Annotated in this window: 16 protein-coding genes; 5 read left to right on the forward strand and 11 right to left on the reverse strand. The window is 70.8% G+C overall.

Annotated elements, in window-relative coordinates:
• The 3 genes from E7Z54_RS21900 to E7Z54_RS21910 form a co-directional block, all read right to left on the reverse strand.
• A partial coding sequence (locus tag E7Z54_RS21900) for an MFS transporter (protein WP_240769839.1) occupies positions 1-456 on the reverse strand: 456 nt, incomplete at its 3' end.
• A 96-nt stretch (positions 457-552) separates the two neighbouring features.
• Entirely contained in the window at positions 553-3,081 is a 2,529-nt protein-coding gene (locus E7Z54_RS21905) for a glycoside hydrolase family 65 protein (RefSeq protein WP_136436849.1), read from the reverse strand.
• Positions 3,078-3,818 (reverse strand): HAD family hydrolase, encoded by a 741-nt coding sequence (locus E7Z54_RS21910; RefSeq protein WP_136436860.1) that lies wholly within the window; start codon positions 3,816-3,818, stop codon positions 3,078-3,080. The genes E7Z54_RS21905 and E7Z54_RS21910 overlap by 4 nt, the downstream gene beginning before the upstream one ends.
• A gap of 157 nt (positions 3,819-3,975) precedes the next feature.
• On the opposite strand from E7Z54_RS21910, the gene E7Z54_RS21915 reads away from it, so the two are divergent.
• Positions 3,976-5,331, forward strand: coding sequence for a cytochrome P450 (locus tag E7Z54_RS21915; RefSeq protein ID WP_206056464.1), 1,356 nt, complete (start codon positions 3,976-3,978; stop codon positions 5,329-5,331).
• A gap of 22 nt (positions 5,332-5,353) precedes the next feature.
• Here E7Z54_RS21915 and E7Z54_RS21920 read toward each other — a convergent pair whose 3' ends face one another.
• Both E7Z54_RS21920 and E7Z54_RS21925 read right to left on the reverse strand, forming a co-directional pair.
• On the reverse strand, positions 5,354-6,157 hold the full coding sequence (locus tag E7Z54_RS21920) for an ABC transporter permease (protein ID WP_136436850.1): 804 nt from the start codon (positions 6,155-6,157) through the stop codon (positions 5,354-5,356).
• Positions 6,154-7,167 (reverse strand): ATP-binding cassette domain-containing protein, encoded by a 1,014-nt coding sequence (locus E7Z54_RS21925; RefSeq protein WP_206056465.1) that lies wholly within the window; start codon positions 7,165-7,167, stop codon positions 6,154-6,156. The genes E7Z54_RS21920 and E7Z54_RS21925 overlap by 4 nt, the downstream gene beginning before the upstream one ends.
• A gap of 215 nt (positions 7,168-7,382) precedes the next feature.
• Between E7Z54_RS21925 and E7Z54_RS21930 the strand changes: the two genes are divergently transcribed.
• Positions 7,383-7,916 (forward strand): Dps family protein, encoded by a 534-nt coding sequence (locus E7Z54_RS21930; RefSeq protein WP_136436851.1) that lies wholly within the window; start codon positions 7,383-7,385, stop codon positions 7,914-7,916.
• A 462-nt stretch (positions 7,917-8,378) separates the two neighbouring features.
• Here E7Z54_RS21930 and E7Z54_RS21935 read toward each other — a convergent pair whose 3' ends face one another.
• Both E7Z54_RS21935 and E7Z54_RS21940 read right to left on the reverse strand, forming a co-directional pair.
• Complete coding sequence (locus E7Z54_RS21935; protein ID WP_136436852.1) at positions 8,379-8,930, reverse strand: MmcQ/YjbR family DNA-binding protein; 552 nt, start codon at positions 8,928-8,930, stop codon at positions 8,379-8,381.
• 38 nt (positions 8,931-8,968) lie between these two features.
• Positions 8,969-10,267 carry an MFS transporter gene (locus E7Z54_RS21940; protein ID WP_206056466.1) on the reverse strand — a complete coding sequence of 433 codons (1,299 nt, stop codon included), beginning with the start codon at positions 10,265-10,267 and terminating at the stop codon, positions 8,969-8,971.
• A 177-nt stretch (positions 10,268-10,444) separates the two neighbouring features.
• On the opposite strand from E7Z54_RS21940, the gene E7Z54_RS23865 reads away from it, so the two are divergent.
• Both E7Z54_RS23865 and E7Z54_RS21945 read left to right on the forward strand, forming a co-directional pair.
• Entirely contained in the window at positions 10,445-10,810 is a 366-nt protein-coding gene (locus E7Z54_RS23865) for a YciI family protein (RefSeq protein WP_206056467.1), read from the forward strand.
• Positions 10,810-12,036, forward strand: coding sequence for an RNA polymerase sigma factor (locus E7Z54_RS21945; RefSeq protein WP_206056468.1), 1,227 nt, complete (start codon positions 10,810-10,812; stop codon positions 12,034-12,036). The genes E7Z54_RS23865 and E7Z54_RS21945 overlap by 1 nt, the downstream gene beginning before the upstream one ends.
• Here E7Z54_RS21945 and E7Z54_RS21950 read toward each other — a convergent pair.
• From E7Z54_RS21950 to E7Z54_RS21965, 4 genes are read right to left on the reverse strand one after another with little or no spacing between them, the layout of a single operon-like run.
• Positions 12,026-13,288, reverse strand: coding sequence for a sensor histidine kinase (locus tag E7Z54_RS21950; protein ID WP_136436854.1), 1,263 nt, complete (start codon positions 13,286-13,288; stop codon positions 12,026-12,028). The genes E7Z54_RS21945 and E7Z54_RS21950 overlap by 11 nt on opposite strands.
• A complete protein-coding gene (locus E7Z54_RS21955; RefSeq protein ID WP_136436855.1) occupies positions 13,281-14,000 on the reverse strand; it encodes a response regulator transcription factor in 720 nt (239 codons plus the stop codon). Before E7Z54_RS21955 ends, E7Z54_RS21950 begins: the two co-directional genes overlap by 8 nt.
• Positions 14,001-14,399, reverse strand: a complete 399-nt coding sequence (locus E7Z54_RS21960) for a hypothetical protein (protein WP_136436856.1) — start codon at positions 14,397-14,399, stop codon at positions 14,001-14,003.
• Positions 14,399-14,842 (reverse strand): Ig-like domain-containing protein, encoded by a 444-nt coding sequence (locus E7Z54_RS21965; RefSeq protein ID WP_136436857.1) that lies wholly within the window; start codon positions 14,840-14,842, stop codon positions 14,399-14,401. The genes E7Z54_RS21960 and E7Z54_RS21965 overlap by 1 nt, the downstream gene beginning before the upstream one ends.
• A 223-nt stretch (positions 14,843-15,065) precedes the next feature.
• On the opposite strand from E7Z54_RS21965, the gene E7Z54_RS21970 reads away from it, so the two are divergent.
• Positions 15,066-17,006: a M3 family metallopeptidase gene (locus E7Z54_RS21970; protein ID WP_136436858.1), complete on the forward strand. Its 1,941-nt coding sequence runs from the start codon at positions 15,066-15,068 to the stop codon at positions 17,004-17,006.
• Positions 17,007-17,265 lie beyond the last annotated feature (259 nt).

Here is a 17,265-nt window from a genome sequence, read left to right on the forward strand (position 1 = left end):
CATGGCGAGCCCCCGGCGGTCGGGAGGGAACCAGCCGACCACGACCCGGCCGGACGCGGCGTTGGTGGCACCGGACGCGGCGCCGGCCGCGAAGAGCGCCGCACCCATCGGCCACACCCCGTCCAGCTGCGCGGCCGCGACGCCGCCGGCGGTGACGGCCGTGAGGCCCGACAGCATGGCGAACCGCTCGCCCCGGCGGTCCACGACCAGTCCCCAGAGGATGAGGGTGCACATCAGGCCCGCCATCGGCGCCGCCGCAACCAGACCGGCCTCGGGGAGGGACATCCCGGCGCGGTTGTGGAGGACCGGGATCAGGAAGGCCGGGCCGTGGACCATCGCGGCCGACGAGGCCTGCGCCGCGGTGCTCACGCCGAGCATGGCCCAACGCCGCGCAGGGGTCACCTGCTCGCGGGACGGGCTGCCCCCCGCGGTACGGGGGGTGGCGGCGGAGATCACGCGCTCAAGTGAACGCTCCCGCGCGGACCATCCGCGCCGGGATCTCGCCGGTGGGTCTGTGAGATCTGTCTCGGGACACGTCCAGGAGGCGGTGCGTCAGTAGCCGGACGGCACGATCGCGGAGATCACGGTGCCGTCGGCCCGCTGGATCCCGGCGGGGTACGGCGGCTCGCCCTCGAGCCGCGGCCCCTGGTGCTTGAGGGGCACCGTCACCGGACCGTCGGCGGTCACGGTCACCAGCTCGTCGCGCACGTCGAAGGTGACCGGGCCGTCGCCCTGCTCGATGCACAGCTCGAGCTCCTCCGTGCGGACGGTGACGCGCACCCGGGTGCCGCGCAGGGTCACCCGGTAGATCAGGGACTCCCACCGCTCGGGAAGACGCGGGTCGATCTGCCACTGTCGCTCGCCGGCTCCCGTGCCGATGTCGCGGAACCCGCCGAAGCCGGCGACGAGCGCGCTCCACACGCCGCCGGTCGAGGCGACGTGCACGCCGTCGGCGGTGTTGTGGTGGCGGTCGGCGAGATCGACGAACAGGCCCGAGAGGAAGTAACGCAGTGCCAGGTCGTGATATCCGACCTCGGCCGCCATGATCGACTGCATCACCGCGGACAGCGTGGAGTCCCCGGTGGTGATCGGGTCGTAGTAGTCGAAGTCCGCCTTCTTCTGCTCCGCGGTGAACTCCTCACCCTGGAGGTAGAGGGCGAGCACGACGTCGGCCTGCTTGAGCACCTGGAACCGGTAGATCACCAGCGGGTGGTAGCTGAGGAGCAGCGGCCGCTTCTCGAGCGGGGTGTTCTCCAGGTCCCACATCTCGCGCTCGAGGAAGTTGATGTCCTGCGGGTGGATGCCGAGGTACTCGTCGAACGGGATCAGCATCCCCTGCGCGCAGTCCGCCCACTCCTGGGGCTCGTCCGCGGTGAGGCCGGTACGGCGGACCATGTCCGCGTAGGCAGCCGGGTCGTTGCGCTCCAGCTCCCACACGGCCCGCGCCGCGCGACGGAGGTTGAAGCGCGCGAGGACGTTCGTGTACAGGTTGTCGTTCACCACGGTGGTGTACTCGTCGGGACCGGTGACACCGTGGATGTGGAACGTGCGACGGGTCTCGTCGCGCCAGAACCCGAGGTCGGCCCACATCCGTGCGGTCTCGACGAAGATGTCGATCGCCTCGCGGGAGAGGAACTCGTCGTCGCCGGTCGCGCCGACGTACTGACTCAGCGCGTAGGCGATGTCCGCGTCGATGTGGTACTGCGCGGTGCCTGCCGCGTAGTACGCGGAGGCCTCGTGCCCGTTGATCGTGCGCCACGGGAACAGCGCGCCCTTCTGGGACAGCTCCCGGGCCCGTGCGCGGGCGTTCTCGAGCAGCGTGTAGCGGAACCGGAGCGCGTTCCGCGCGGCCCACGGGTTGGTGTAGGTCAGGAACGGCATCACATAGATCTCGGTGTCCCAGAAGTAGTGGCCGCCGTAGCCCGAGCCGCTCACCCCCTTGGCCGCGATGCCCTTGCCCTCGGCCCGCGCAGAGGCCTGGAGGATCGAGAAGAGGTTCCACCGGATCGCCTGCTGGATCCCGGGATGCCCGGGGACCTCCACGTCGGCGCGCTCCCAGAACGCGGTCAGCCATGCCTCCTGCGCCGCGTACTGGTGGGCGACGCCCTCGTGGTGGGTGCGCGCGAGCGTCCGCTCGCAGCGGTCGATCAGCTCGCGGGGCGGGATGCTCTCCGCGGTGTGGAAGGAGACCAGCTTGGTGAGCTTCACCGGCACGCCCGGCTCGGCGTTGATCTGGTAGATGACCTTCGCCATGTCGTCTTCGGCGTGCACGCTCATGGAGTACGGCGCCGGCGACTCGAGCGTGTGGTCGGCGACGACACCGATCGTCATCCCACTCTCCGCGGTGCGATAGCCGAGCTTGAGCCGCGCGGTCTCCGGATCGGCCGCGTGGAGCCGCGGGACGAGCACCCGACGGTCGAAGGACTCGGCCTTGCGTGGGTCGGTGCTGCCGCCACCGATGCCGGCGCCGGCCATCGGAGCCTCGGGCTCGATGTCCTGGCGGTTGAGGAGCTGCGAGGAGATGGCCAGCGACGCACGGTGGTCGAGCAGGGTGACTTCGAAGGTCATCACGGCCAGGTGCCGCTGCTCCAGGGGCACCATCCGCGTGCTGCGGACGCGGACCCGCTTGCCGCCGGGTGTGCGCCAGATCAGGTCTCGGGTCAGGACGCCGGTGCGGAAGTCGAGCGAACGCTCGTACTCCGGGAGGTCTGCGACCGAGAGGTGCAGCGGCTCGTCGTCGACGTAGAGCCGGATCACCTTGGGGTCCGGGACGTTCACGATGGTCTGGCCGACCCGCGCGAACCCGTAGGCCTCCTCGGCGTGGGAGATCGGCCAGGTCTCGTGGAAGCCGTTGACGAAGGTGCCGTCGAGATGCGCGTCTCGGCTCTCCGAGAGGTTGCCGCGCAGGCCGAGGTAGCCGTTGCCGACGGTGAAGAGCGACTCGGTGACGCCGACGTCGTCGCAGTCGAACCGGGTCTCGGTCAGCCGCCATTCGTCCACAGGGAACCGTGACCGGTCGAGCGGATCGGCGACCGGAGGCGCGTGGTGCGAGGGGCCGGGGCCGTCGGTGGGGACGTTCATACCGGCTCTCCGCTCAGCAGCTCGGCGAGATCGGTGACGACGATGTCGGCGCCCGCGTCGGCCAGGGCCTTGGCACCGGCGCCACGGTCGACGCCGACGACCAGCCCGAAGTCACCCGCGCGCCCGGCGGCGACGCCGCTGATGGCGTCTTCGAGGACCACGGACCGCTTGTTGGTGGCGCCGAGGCGCTCGGCGGCATGGGAGAACGTGTCGGGCGCGGGCTTTCCCGGAAGGCCGAGCTCGGCGGCGACGCCACCGTGCACGATGAGCTGGAAGTAGTCCGTGAGGCCGGCGGCGGCGAGCACGGTCGGGGCGTTGCGGGAGGAGGAGACCACCGCCATCGGTGTGCCCCCGGCGTGGAGTGCCTCGATCAGGGCGACCGAGCCCGGATAGGGGACCACGCCCTGCTCGTTCAGCACTCGCCCGAAGTAGTCGTTCTTGCGGTTGCCGAGGCCGCAGACCGTCTCGGCCGTCGTCGGGTCGTCGGCGAGGCCCTCGGGGAGGTGGATCCCACGGGAGAGAAGGAAGGATCGCACGCCGTCGTACCGCGGCTTGCCGTCGACGTGGTCGAAGTAGTCCTGATCCGCGTACGGCGGGTAGTCGACGCCGTCCGAGGCGGACCGGCGCTCGAGGTACTCGTTGAACATCGAAGCCCAGGCACGCATGTGCACCTCGGCGGTCGGTGTCACCACTCCGTCGAGATCGAAAAGAGCTGCGTCATAGGCATCCCAGTTCACCACGGACTCAGGCTAGCCGCCGGACTCGCGGCTCGTAGATTTCCGGGCACAGCTCCGGCACCGAGCGCCGTCTCAGGGTCGACCTCGGGGGGTTCTCAGGGTAGGGATCCGGGTCACAACCGACTCACAGATCGAAGTTCTCTGGTGGAATGGCCCGATGCGGCTCCCCCTCATCGGCCCGGCGATCGACGCTGCGAAGAAGCGCACAGGGCTCTGGCTGCTCAACCGGACGATGCGCGACGGCATCGACCTGCGCAAGCTGCGGTACCTGCCTGACTCGGTGACGCTCCCCCTCAAGCGCCGCGGACTGGACCCCCTGCCCGAGATGACGAAGATCCAGGCCGACGAGCCGGTCAAGAAGCTCGCCGAGCTGTTCGGGAAGGGGGTCTGGCTCGTCAGCGGCTACGACGAGGCCAAGGAGGTCCTCGCCGGCGACCAGTCGGTGTGGTCCAACGACCTCGGTCAGTTCGTCTCCCAGGACGGTCGGTCGGCCGAGGAGCAGATCGGCGGTCTCGGCATGACCGATCCACCGCTGCATACCCAGCTGCGGCGCTACCTCACGCCCGAGTTCACGATGCGTCGGCTCGCCCGACTGCAACCGAGCATCGAGGCGATCGTGGAGCAGCGCCTCGACGCGATGGAGGCGGCGTCCCTGGAGGGCGGACCGGTCGACATGGTGCAGGACTTCGCCTTCGCCGTGCCGTTCGACGTCATCTGCGACCTGCTCGGTCTCCCGGTCGACGACCGCGGTCGGTTCTTCGAGCTGGGCGTCGCGAGATTCGACCTCAGCGGCGGTGGGGCCGGCGCCTTCGGGGCGGCCGCGCACACCCGCGAGTTCCTCATCAACGCGGTGAAGGAGCAGCGGGCCGACCCCGGCGACGGCCTGATCGGCGCGTTGCTCAAGGAGCATGGGGACGAGCTCGACGACGTGACCCTGGGCGGCATCGCCGACGGCGTCTTCCTCGGTGGCTACGAGACGTCGGCGTCGATGCTGGCGCTCGGCGCCTACCTGATCGCGACGACTCCCGAAGCGGGCCGGATGCTGCGGTCGGACCCCGAGTCGGTCGATCGCGTCGTGGAGGAGCTGCTCCGGCACCTGTGCGTCGTCCAGCTGGCGTTCCTGCGGTTCGCCAAGCAGGACGTGACCGTCGGCGGCGTCCGGATCAAGCAGGGCGACGCGGTCGGTGTCTCGTTGCTCACGGCCAACCGCGACCCGCGACTGGGCAAGGGCCTGGACACCTTCGACCCCACCCGCGAGCCGGTCCGCCACCTGTCGTTCGGCTGGGGGATGCACCGCTGCGTGGGCGCCGAGCTCGCCCGGATGGAGCTGCGGACGGCGCTGCGGATGCTGGCCCAGCGGTTCCCGGGGCTGTCGATGGCAGCCGACATCAGCGAGCTGGACTTCCGGAAGCTGTCGGCCGTCTACGGCGTCGAGATGCTCCCGGTGTGGCTGGGCGGCGGGTATCCGGACGAGCCGCTGGAGGAGTGGGCGCTGGCGCCCGAGTCCGCCTGAGACTCGGGCACCAGCGGGGGGTCTACTTGCTGGTCGACAGCCGGTACTGCCGGACGGCCAGCGGCACGAACACCAGCAGGATCAGCACCACCCACCCGAGCGTGTAGAGCTCGGCATTCTGCATCGGCCACGCGTCAGGCGCGGGCTGGCCGCCGGTGTTCCCGAAGCGCTCGCGGCACGACTGGGTGAGCGTGGAGACCGGGTTCCACTCGACGAAGGTGCGCAGCACGCCGTCGAACCTCTCCGTGGGGACGAACGCGTTGGAGACGAAGGTCAGCGGCATGATCACGATGAACGAGGCATTGTTGATCACCTCGACGCTCGGAACGAGCAGACCGACCCAGGCCATCACCCAGCTGATCGCATAGGCGAAGAGCAGCAGCAGCGCGAAGCCGAGGATCGCATCGAGGAAGCCCTCGCGGATCCGCCAGCCGACCAGGAGGCCGGTGAGCGCCATGATGATGAGCGACAGCACGTTGTAGACCACGTCGGAGGTCGTGCGGCCGACGAGAACCGCCGAGCGCGACATCGGCAGCGACCGGAAGCGGTCGATGATGCCCTTCTGCATGTCCTCGGCGAGTCCAGCACCGGTGAACGTCGCGCCGAAGACCACGGTCTGGGCGAAGATCCCGGCGATCAGGAACTCCCGGTAGCCGACCGCCCCGGGTGGCTCGATCGCACCGCCGAAGACGAACGCGAAGAGCAGCACGAACATGATCGGGCTGATCAGCACGAAGACGAGCACCTCGGGCACCCGCTTGATCTTGATCAGGTTGCGCTGGGCGACCACCCAGCCGTCGGACAGTGCCTGTGCCGTGGTGCTCATCGAGCCAGCTCCTTCTCGGTCTCGTCGCCCGCCGCATCGGCCGCGTCGGAGTCGGCGTCCTCGGCCGCATGGCCCGTCAGCGCCAGGAACACGTCGTCCAGCGTCGGCCGTCGCAGCCCGACGTCGAGGACGGTCACGGTCTCGCGCTCGAAGCCCTGGAGCACCCGCAGCAGGTCGCTGGCGCCGCTGCCGCCGGCCGCGGCGGTGAGCTCGCGCCCGTTGTCGCCGACGCGCACGTCGCTGAGGGTCACCTCGGAGAGGACCCGGATCGCGGCGTCCCGGTCCTCGGCGTCCGCGATCACCACTTCGATCCGCTCGCCACCGGTGCGCGCCTTGAGCTCGTCCGCGGTGCCCCGGGCGATCGCCAGGCCGTGGTCGATCACCACGATGTCGTCGGCGAGCCGGTCGGCCTCCTCGAGGTACTGCGTGGTGAGCAGCAGGGTGGTGCCGCCGCTGACCAGGTCGCGGATCACCTCCCACATCTGCTGGCGGCTGCGGACGTCGAGACCGGTGGTCGGCTCGTCGAGGACGATCACCGGGGGCTGCGCCACCAGGGCGCCCGCGAGGTCGAGCCGACGGCGCTGGCCGCCGGAGTAGGTCTTGGCCGGTCGATCGGCGAACTCGGTGAGATCGAACCGGTCGAGCAGGTCGCGCGCCCGCTGCTGCGCCGCAGGCTTGCCGAGGTGGTAGAGCCGGCCGATCATCACGAGGTTCTCGTAGGCCGTCAGGTGCTCGTCGACCGCGGCGTACTGCCCCGAGAGACCGATCTTCGCGCGCACGCCGACCGGGTCGGCCAGCACGTCGACGCCGGCGACCTCGGCGCTGCCCTCATCGGGCTGCAGCAGCGTGGTCAGGCAGCGCACGGCCGTGGTCTTGCCGGCACCGTTGGGGCCTAGCAGTGCAAGGACCTTGCCTTCAGGAACCTCGAGGTCGAGACCCCGGAGGGCCTCGACGGTCTTGTATCGCTTGGTCAGTCCGCTCGCGCGGATCATCAGAGGGGTGCCGCTCATAGCCTTGCCTGCGTCTCTTCGTCGTGGGGGGTCAACAGGGACTTTCAAACCCTAGAGACCGGCACCGACAGTCATTTTCATCGCAGCGCCGCCCGGGTGAGCGGGAGTAAGGCTAGGCTCGCTTTTCTGGAATCGTTCCAAAAAACGTGCTTGGGTTGGACCCGTCGAGATCCCCTGTAGATCGAATCTCGGACCCGAGCGAAGGAGCACCATCCATGGCGACCACCGCGACCCGCCACCGGCAGGGCAAGCACGTCTCCCACCCCGTCTTCCAGGCCGACGAGCAGTTCGCCGGCCACCTCCAGCAGTTGCTGGTCGACCTGAGCGACCTCGCCCTCCAGGGCAAGCAGGCCCACTGGAACATCGTCGGCCCCAACTTCCGCGACCTCCACCTCCAGCTCGACGAGATCGTCGACGCCGCCCGCGACTTCTCCGACGAGGTCGCCGAGCGGATGCGTGCCGTGTACGTCATCCCCGACGGCAGCTCCTCCCGCATCGCCGCCCAGTCCAGCCTGCCGCCGTTCCCGACCGGCGAGGTCGAGACCCGGGAGGCCGTGGACAAGATCGTGGCGTCGCTCTACGCCGTGGCAGGCACCGCGCGCCGGATCCACGACGACATCGACGCAGCCGACCCCACCACCGCCGACCTGCTCCACAGCATCATCGAACGCATCGAGCAGTTGGCGTGGATGGTCGACGCCGAGAACCGGACCGCTAGCGGGTCGGTTCCGCAGGCGGTTCAGGCCTGACGGTGGGTTTTGCAGGAATCGCCGGTTAACCGGTGATTCCTGCACTTCCCGGCCGTTGCAACGGCCGGGAAGTGCCAGGAGTGCCTGGGTCGTGTGACGGGTGGGGCTCAACGCCGACTGAGACCCGTCCAAGAGAAGGCAGTCCCAGCCTGGCGCCGCGATGCCTGATCAGTCGCGCTTTCTGAGCCGGCCTACCGTCAGTGCGTCCCTGGCTGCGCGATGCGAGGCGCGGGAGGCCGTCGTACGCCGCGGTCCGCGCCACGACCTGCCCCGTGTGATGTCGCCACGCGCCCTCGGGCCCGCCATGTCGTACGACGACCGCGCGCGGGCCGGACTCGCCGTCGACCCGCCCTCCCTGTCGACCGGTGGCCCGGTGGCCCGGTGGCCCGGTGGTGCGTCCCTTCTTATCGTGCGCGCGGGACGGCTGGCCCGGACCGGCCCGTCGGGCGCGACGCGTGCGCGTCAGTCCCGGACCCAGCGGACGATCAGCCCGTCCCGGATCTCCACCCGGTGCGGCGGCCGGGGCCGCGGGTGCTCGTGCAGGTGCGCGACCACGTCGGTGCGACCGCGCAACGTCGTGCCGCGGTCCTGCCACTGCACGCACGGATGGAGCAGCGCCGCCGCCTCGGCGACGGCACCCGCGTCCAGCAGCGCCCACGCCTCGGTTGCCGGCGACGGCAGCTCCGGCAGGTCGTGAAGCATCGCGGGCACGCACATCCGCCAGGCGTCGGTGACCAGCTCGCGCATCTCCTGCTGCTCGAGTGCCGCCAGGTGCGCACAGACCCACTGGTAGCGAAGGTCGCGCGCCGGTGGCTGGAAGAAGACGTCCGGCGCGGAGGCGACGAGCGCGTCCCGCTCCTCTCGGGGAAACGCGAAGCCGAAGTCCTGCTCGTCCTTCGCGAACGCCGCGAACACGATGCGGCCGACCTTGAGCTTCCCGTGGCCGCCGACGTGCTGCTCGAAGGCACGGGGCAGCGCAAGCGCCACTCGTCGTACGGCGTCCGCGTCGGTCACCACCGTGACACTAGGCGCGGCCACCGACAGTCGGCGGCTTACGCCCGGGCCCTGCTGACACTCTGGCTCGACGTCACCCGGTAGCGCACGAACGACGGCACCGCGACCGCGGCGACGACCGTCAACAGCACCGTCAGCACGCCGCCACCGGTCGCCGCGACCGCCGTGCCGACCACGGCCGCGGACGCACCGTGGGCGACGTCCGCGACCCGTGGTCCGCCGTTGACGACGACGATGAAGATGCCCTGCAGCCGTCCGCGGACCGCGTCGGCCGCGGCGCTCTGGAGGATCGACATCCGGAAGGCCGCTGACGCCATGTCCGCCGCGCCGCCCACGACCAGCATCAGTACGGCGACCACCAGCCAGCCGCGCGCCGACCCGGGCGCGGCCTCGGCGAGGGCGACCGCGACCCCGAAGCCGGCCATCGCCAGTCCCCAGACGACGACCGACCAGATCACCGCCCGGCCGTGCGACGAGATCCGGGACACCCACCCGGAGAACACACCGCCGATCACCGCTCCCGTCGGGATGCCGGCGAAGAGCAGCGCGAAGGCGAGGCCGCCCTCCTCGGGGCCGAGGAAGCTCTCGTGTGCGATCTGGGGGAACAGCGCCCGAGGCATGCCGAAGACCATGGCGACGATGTCGACCACGAAGGACATCATCAGCACCGGCTGGCCGCGCAGGTAGGCGATGCCCTCCACCACCGACCTGAGGCCGGGCGTCCCGGTGGCGCCCGCGACCGGCAGCCGGGGGAGGCGGACGACCGCCGAGAGCGTCGCCAGCAGCGTGAACGAGTCGATGAGGTAGAGCCAGGAGAACCCGACGAACGGGATCAGCACCCCGGCCACGAGCGGGCCGGCGATGGCGCCCGCGTGCAGCACCGTGCTGTTCAGGGAGTTCGCTGCGGGGAGCTGGTCGGCGTCCACGAGCCGTGGCAGCACGGCGGAGCGGGTCGGCTGGTTGACGGCGAAGAACGCCTGCTGCACGGAGAACAGGCTGAGCAGCAGCCACACGTTGCCGATGCCCAGCGCCGCCTGGAGCCAGAACAGGAGCGCTGTCCCGATCAGGCCGAACGTGGTGATGATCAGGAGCGTGCGTCGGTCCACGTGGTCGGCCAGCGCACCGCCCCACAGGCCGAACACGACCAGCGGCACCAGACCGAAGAGACCCGTGAGCCCGACATAGGCCGAGGACCCGGTCTCCGCGTAGATCTGGGCCGGCACGGCGACCACCGTCAGCTGCGCTCCGACGACGGTGATGATGTTCGCGGTCCAGAGCCGCCGGAAGTGCGGGTTCCGGAGTGGTCGAGTGTCCGCGAGCAGCCCCTGGATCCGCACGCGACGATGCTAGGGACCGCGGGCCGGTAGCGATGAATCCGAGCCGACACGTGCCGGAGGTTGAGACCGGGCGCAGACTCCGCGAGATTTCTTTCCGCAACCTGTCGTATCCCGTCTGCGCCATTCGTAGAGATGGTGAGAGACGGCTGAAGGTGCCGTTCCACCTAAGGAGAAGCGATGACCCAGTACATGCTCACCGTGCACGACGACACCGAGTCCGTGGGCAAGATCCCCCCCGAGCAGATGCAGCAGATGTTCGAGGACGTCGAGAAGTTCAACACCAAGCTCCGTGAGACTGGGGCATGGGTGTTCGCCGGTGGACTGATGCCGGCCGAGACCGCCACCGTCGTCGACGGCACCGGCACCGCGCCGGTCTTCAGCGACGGCCCCTACCTGGAGACCAAGGAGCACATCGGTGGCTTCTGGGTGGTCGAGGCCGCCGACCTCGACGCCGCGCTCGAGCTGGCGGCCGAGGGCTCGAAGGCCTGCCAGGGCAAGGTCGAGGTGCGTCCGTTCCAGGCCGAGCCCCCCGCCGACGCGTGATCGACCCGCTCGCCGGCGAGGTCGAGCGCGTCTTCCGCGAGGAGTACGGGCGGCTGATCGCCTCCCTCGTCCGCCGCTTCGGGGACATCGACATCGCCCAGGACGCGGCGGGGGAGGCGCTCGTCGCCGCCCTCGAGAAGTGGCCGGGGTCGGGCGTCCCGCCCAACCCCGGCGGCTGGCTGACCATGACCGCGGGCAACCGCGCGATCGACCGGATCCGGCGCGAGCAGAAGCGCGACGAGAAGCACCAGGCGGCGGCGATGATGTACGACCCGACGCCCCACGACTCCCTGGGGGCGTTCGAGAGTGCGGGCGACGAGCGGCTGCGGCTGATCTTCACCTGCTGCCACCCGGCGCTCGCGCCCGAGGCACGGATAGCGCTCACCCTGCGGCTCCTGGGCGGGCTCACCGTGGCCGAGATCGCCAGTGCGTTCCTCGTGCAGGAGACGACCATGGCGCAGCGGATCACCCGCGCCAAGGCCAAGATCAAGGCCGCGCGGATCCCGTACCGGATCCCCGAGCCCGAGGACCTGCCCGGCCGGGTCGACACCGTGCTCGCCGTTTTGCTGCTGGTCTTCAACGAGGGCTACCTGTCCTCCGCCGACGGTGAGCCGATCCGCGCCGAGCTGACCGGCGAGGCGATCCGGCTGGCCCGGATCCTTCACGAGCTGATGCCCCAGAACATGGAGGTCACCGGTCTCCTCGCACTGCTCCTCCTCACCGAGTCGCGGCGGGAGGCCCGGGTGCGCAACGGCGAGCTGGTTCCGCTCGGCGACCAGGACCGGGCCGGCTGGGACCGCGACCTGATCGTCGAGGGCCAGGCGCTCGTCCGGCAGTGCCTGGCGGCCAACCGCCCCGGGCGCTACCAGATCCTGGCCGCGATCAACGCGGTACACACCGATGCCCGCAGCGCAGCGGACACCGACTGGGCCCAGGTGGCGGCGCTCTACGACCAGCTCACCGCGATCGACCCGTCCCCGATCGTCGCCCTCAACCGCGCCGTCGCCGTGGCCGAGCTCGACGGCCCCGACGTCGCGCTCGCGATCGTCGACAGGCTGCCGCTCGAGAGCTACCACGCCTGGCACGCCACCCGAGCCGAGCTGCTCCGCCGGCTCGGCCGCACCGGCGAGGCGATGGAGGCGTACGACGCCGCGCTGGCCGCCACGGGCAACGCCGCCGAGCGGGCCTACCTGAGCAGGAGGCGCGGCGAGCTGGTCATCCGATGACCTCTCCCTGCCGCACGGGCAGCCACAGGACGAACCGGGTGGTCGGTGCCGAGGCGTCCAGCGACAGGTGCCCGCCGCTGAGCTCGCTCAGCTCGGAGGCGACCGCCAGGCCGATGCCGTGGGCGTCGCCGTCCACCCGGCGAGTGGTGACGCCGCGCTGGAACACCTCGGACCGGAGGGTCGGCTCGCCCTCGTCCATGACCGCGACCTCCAGGTGCGTGCCGGCGTGTCGGGTCTGCACGGTGATCGTGCCGCGACCGTGCACCCGCGCGTTGTCGATCAGCACGTCGAGCACCTGCTCCACCGGACCCGGCGCGAGCCGCGCCGGCACCTTCCCGTTGGACTGGACGACGAGTCGACGGCCCGAATCCTCGACCTGCTTCTGCCAGCGCAGCGCCGTGGCCGCCACCAGCGCACTGAGGTCGACGTCCCGGTGCTCACCGAGTCTCCGTCCCCGGGACAGGTCGAGCAGCTCGTCGATCGCCGCGCTGAGCCGGTCGAGCTCGCCCAGCACCCGCTCGAGCTCCGCTTGCACCTTCGGATCGGTCTCGGGCCACAGGGAGAGGTCCTCGAGCCCCAGCCGGAGCGCGGTGATCGGGGTCCGCAGCTGGTGCGACGCGTTCACCGCGAACTCCCGCTCGTGGCGCACGAGCTGGTCGAGCTGGGCGGCCGCGCCTCGCAGCGAGACGCCGATCGCCTCCGCCTCGGGCACCGAGTACGACGGCACCGCGATGTCGAAGCGGCCGTGGCCCAGGTCGCGGGAGAACCGCGCCAGGTCGCGGAACGGGCGGGAGAGCCGGCGGGCGAGGCCGAACCCCAGGACCGCCGATCCGGCAGCGAGGGCGAGCCCGAGGAGGACGAGCGGCGTGATCGCCTCCTGGACGTCCCTGGCGACGGTGTCTCCGGCGACTCTGAGGGTGAGCACGCTCCCGTCCCCCAGCGTCCGCTCCTCGACCAGGCTGTCGCTCGGGTCGCTCACCGCGTTTCCCACGGCGAGGCCGGGACCGTCCGCCGGGACGTACTCCACGTGGTCGGCGCCGACCAGGCCGTGCTCGAGGAGCGGCACGTCGACGTCGCCCCCGGCCCGCTCCCGCTCGCGTACCAGTGCGGCGAGGGTCGTCGCGGTGCCGTCGAGGGTCGACTGCTCGCGTTCACGGACCAGGTCCGCCAGGAAGTAGGCCCGGGGGATGCCGAAGATGACGATCACCGCGATCGTGAGACCGACGAAGGCGATGACCAGACGCTCACGCATCGCCGGCTGAGTCCTCCAGTCGGAACCCCACGCCGCGGACCGTGCTCAGCTCGACCGGCGCCGCGGCGTCCTGCAGCTTCTGCCGGAGCCGGCCGACGGTCGTGTCGAGGGTCTTGGTCGAGCCGAACCAGTTCTCGTCCCACACCTCGTTCATCAGGGTCTCCCGGCTCACCACCGCGCCGCGTTGCTGGTCGAGCAGTGCGAGCACGTCGAACTCCTTGGCCGTCAGGGAGAGCTCCTCGCCACGCGCCCAGGCGCGTCTGGCGTCACGGTCGACGCGCAGCCCGTCGCCCGGCGGCGCACCGGCGCCCGTGGCGACCGGGTCCTCGACGGGCGAGACGGACCGCCCGGCACGGCGGAGCAGCGCGCGGACCCGGGCGAGCAGCTCGGACAGGCTGAACGGCTTGGACAGGTAGTCGTCCGCTCCGACGTCCAGCCCCACGACCCGGTCGAGCTCGCCGGCGCGCGCGGTCAGGATGAGGATGTAGCCCTGGTAGCCGTCGGCGCGGAGACGACGGCACACGTCGAGTCCATCCATGTCGGGGAGTCCCAGGTCGAGGAGGACCAGCTCGACCGGGTTGGCGCTCACCTGCTCGATGGCGTCGGCGCCCGTCGCGACTCGCTCGACGTCGTACCCCTCCCGCTGGACGGCGCGGAGCAGGGGTGTGGCGATGGCGTCGTCGTCCTCAACGATCAGCAGGCGCACGGGCACTCACCGAGCATAGGTGGGGGCACCGTCGTGGTCGGCGGATCCGGTGCGGCGGGCCCTGCGGTGGAGGGCCAGGAGCACCAGGGCCGTGGTCGACACCAGCAGCGCGACCGCGGCCTCCGCGTCCATCGGCTTCGGTGACTGGCCGGGCAGGCCGGTGACCAGCGCCAGCAGGACCAGTCCGAGCTCGGCAGCACAGACGAGGGTCACGGCCAGCCTGGTCTCGAAGCAGTTCACCCGGGCGAGCGCCATGGCTGCCAGCAGGGTGAGTGCTCCGAGGAGCGCCCACCCCCACACGACGATGCCGGAACCGCTTCTCACGCCCGCGGCGTAGAGCTCCAGCGCGGCGAGGACCGCGGTGAGGGCGACGGCGCCGCGCGATGCCCAGGTGTGTCGGGCCATCAAAGCTCCTCGCCTGCCGCAAGGACGGTGACGGTCGCGTGGACCGGGTCGGAGTCCGCCGTGTGGCCGGCGCCGTCGACCGCGTGCGCCCGAAGCTGGTAGTGGCCGTCACGGCGGTGCTCGGTGTTCCACGCGCACCGGTAGGGCGCGGTGGTGTCCGTGCACAGGGTGGTCCAGGTCGACGCGGCCGGAGCGAGGTACTGGATCGCCACCGAGGTCACTCCGGACTCCGCGTCCGAGGCGGCCGCGGCGACGGTGATCCAGTTCCGTACCGGAGCGCCGGGGCCGGCCAGGGTGACGGTCGGCGGTGTCGTGTCGGCCGGGGTGACGCGGCCGGTGTCGGCAGCGGAGGCGGTGACGGCGTCGGAGAAGTCGATCCCGTTGGCCACGATCGCGGCGAGGAGGAAGACGAGGCCTAGCAGGAAGGTCATCGTGTGCGTCATGCTCGGCCCTTTTCTATCTGCGGCTGCTTCCGGTTCGACCGGCGCAGCTCTTTTCCCGATGTGCCAACGCTCCCAGTTCGGGCTCCACGCGCCCTCGACGCGACGACCCCGAGACCTCCACAGCTCGACAACGGATCTCCACGATTCCTCCACACCGCCCCACAGCCTGGAACGGAGAGGCGGTGGGCCTCGCGCCGTCACCGGTCGTTCGTAGTGTTGATCCATGACCGCTGCGCCGCTCGAACTTCCCTCCTCGTCCGACGCGTGGCCCGGCTGGGTCCGTGCTCGATCCACCGCGGAGCTGGACCGTGCTCAGGCGCTGGTCGGCGAGCTCCGCGCCGGTCCGCCGGCCGACCCGTTCGCCGTTCTCCGTCTGTGGGACCGCGCGTCCGGTCACCTCGGGAACGTCGCGGCTCTCGGCTCGCTGCTCGGGAACGTGCATCCCTCGGAGGAGGTGCGGGACCTGGCCGACCACGCCGAGCAGGGGGCGCAGCGGCTCGGCACGCAGTGGAGCCTGGACCGGCAGCTGTACGACGTCTTCGCGGCGATCGACGACGACGCGGTCTCCGACGACCCGTCGGCCGCGCGGCTGCTCAACAAGATCCGTGCCGACTTCCGCCGCTCGGGCGTCGACAAGGACCAGGCGACCCGCGATCGGATCTCCGCCATCCGCGACCGGATCACCGAGCTCGACCAGGAGTTCAGCCGGGTGATCCGCGATGACGTGCGCACCATCCGGGTCGCCCCCGAACGGCTCGCCGGGATGCCGGATGACTGGCTCGCCGCCCACCCGGTCGAGGACGACGGTCTGGTCACCGTCACCACCGACTACCCCGACGCAGTGCCGGTGCGCATGTTCGCCCGCGACCAGGACGTCCGTCGCGACATCACCGTCGCCTTCCTCGAGCGCGGCTGGCCCACGACGGAGTCGATGCTGAACGAGCTGTTCGCCCTGCGCCACGAGCTGGCGACCACCGTGGGCTACGCCGACTGGCCGTCGTACGACGCCGACGTGAAGATGATCGGCAAGGGCCCCGCGATCCCGGAGTTCATCGACCGGATCGCCGCCGCCGCCGAGGAGCCGATGCGCCGCGACCTCGGCCAGCTGCTCGATCGCTACCGGGAGGACTTCCCCGACGCCCACGAGGTTCCTGGCTACGACTACTTCCACTACGCCGAGCTCGTCCGCTCCGAGCAGTACCAGGTCGACTCCCAGGAGGTCCGTGCCTACCTCGACTTCGCGAAGGTGCGGCAGGGTCTGCTGGACGTGACCGGCCGTCTGTTCGGACTGCGCTACGAGCAGGTCGACGTATCCGTGTGGCACGACGAGGTGACGGCGTACGACGTCTACCGGGCTGAGCCCGCCGGCGGCTCGGTGGGCCGGATCTACCTCGACCTGCACCCCCGCGACGGCAAGTACAAGCACGCCGCGCAGTTCACCCTGACCGACGGCGTGGCGGGCGAGCAGGTGCCCGAGGGGGTGCTGGTCTGCAACTTCTCCCGGGGCCTGATGGAGCACGACCACGTCGTCACGCTGTTCCACGAGTTCGGCCACCTGCTGCACCACGTGCTGGCCGGCCACGGCGACTGGTTCCGCTTCGCCGGTGTCGCGACCGAGTGGGACTTCGTCGAGGCGCCCAGCCAGATGCTGGAGGAGTGGGCCTGGCACCCCGAGGTGCTCCGCACGTTCGCCACGAACGCCGCCGGCGAGTCGATCCCGGCCGACCTGGTCGAGGCGATGCGCAGGGCGGACGACTACGGGAAGGGGATCTACGCCCGCACCCAGATGTTCTACGCCGCGATGTCCTACTGGTTCCACGCCGACCGAGCCGCGCCGGATACCCCGGACCTGACCGCCCGGATGATCGAGCTGCAAGGCAGGTACGCCGCGCTGCCCTACCACCCCGGCACCCACATGTTCGCCGGCTTCGGCCACCTCGGCGGCTACAGCTCGGCGTACTACACCTATATGTGGTCCCTCGTGATCGCGAAGGACATGTTCAGCGCCTTCGACGACAGCGACCTCTTCGCGCCCGAGGTGGCCACCCGGTACCGCGACCGGGTGCTGGTGCCCGGCGGGGCGGCGGATGCCGCCGACCTGGTCACCGACTTCCTGGGCCGGCCGTTCTCGTTCGACTCCTACGCCGCCTGGCTGGCGCGCTAGGACGCGACCCCACCCGCCTCCCCGGCCGCCTCTTGCGCGGGCCCGAACCTCGACGTACGTTTGCGATATATCGCGACTCAATCAAAGGTACGACGCGATACCTCAAGCAAAGGGAGGCCGGGAGATGGGACACTGCGACGACTTCGACCGAGATGACGAGCGCGACCCGTGGGGCCGCGAGCTGCGGGGCGCCAAGCGGCGCCAGCACCGCGGCGGGCCGTGGGCATCGGGGCCCTGGGGCGGCTGGGCGCAGTGGGGC

Source organism: Nocardioides sp., assembly GCF_004803405.1.
GTDB classification, from domain to species: Bacteria; Actinomycetota; Actinomycetes; order Propionibacteriales; family Nocardioidaceae; genus Nocardioides; species Nocardioides vastitatis.

Coding starts and splice junctions, on each gene's coding strand:
- E7Z54_RS21905 (WP_136436849.1), bottom strand. CDS start 3,081: ATGAACGTCCCCACCGACGGCCCCGGCCCCTCGCACCACGCGCCTCCG.
- E7Z54_RS21915 (WP_206056464.1), top strand. CDS start 3,976: ATGCGGCTCCCCCTCATCGGCCCGGCGATCGACGCTGCGAAGAAGCGC.
- E7Z54_RS21920 (WP_136436850.1), bottom strand. CDS start 6,157: ATGAGCACCACGGCACAGGCACTGTCCGACGGCTGGGTGGTCGCCCAG.
- E7Z54_RS21925 (WP_206056465.1), bottom strand. CDS start 7,167: ATGAGCGGCACCCCTCTGATGATCCGCGCGAGCGGACTGACCAAGCGA.
- E7Z54_RS21930 (WP_136436851.1), top strand. CDS start 7,383: ATGGCGACCACCGCGACCCGCCACCGGCAGGGCAAGCACGTCTCCCAC.
- E7Z54_RS23865 (WP_206056467.1), top strand. CDS start 10,445: ATGACCCAGTACATGCTCACCGTGCACGACGACACCGAGTCCGTGGGC.
- E7Z54_RS21950 (WP_136436854.1), bottom strand. CDS start 13,288: ATGCGTGAGCGTCTGGTCATCGCCTTCGTCGGTCTCACGATCGCGGTG.
- E7Z54_RS21960 (WP_136436856.1), bottom strand. CDS start 14,399: ATGGCCCGACACACCTGGGCATCGCGCGGCGCCGTCGCCCTCACCGCG.
- E7Z54_RS21965 (WP_136436857.1), bottom strand. CDS start 14,842: ATGACGCACACGATGACCTTCCTGCTAGGCCTCGTCTTCCTCCTCGCC.
- E7Z54_RS21970 (WP_136436858.1), top strand. CDS start 15,066: ATGACCGCTGCGCCGCTCGAACTTCCCTCCTCGTCCGACGCGTGGCCC.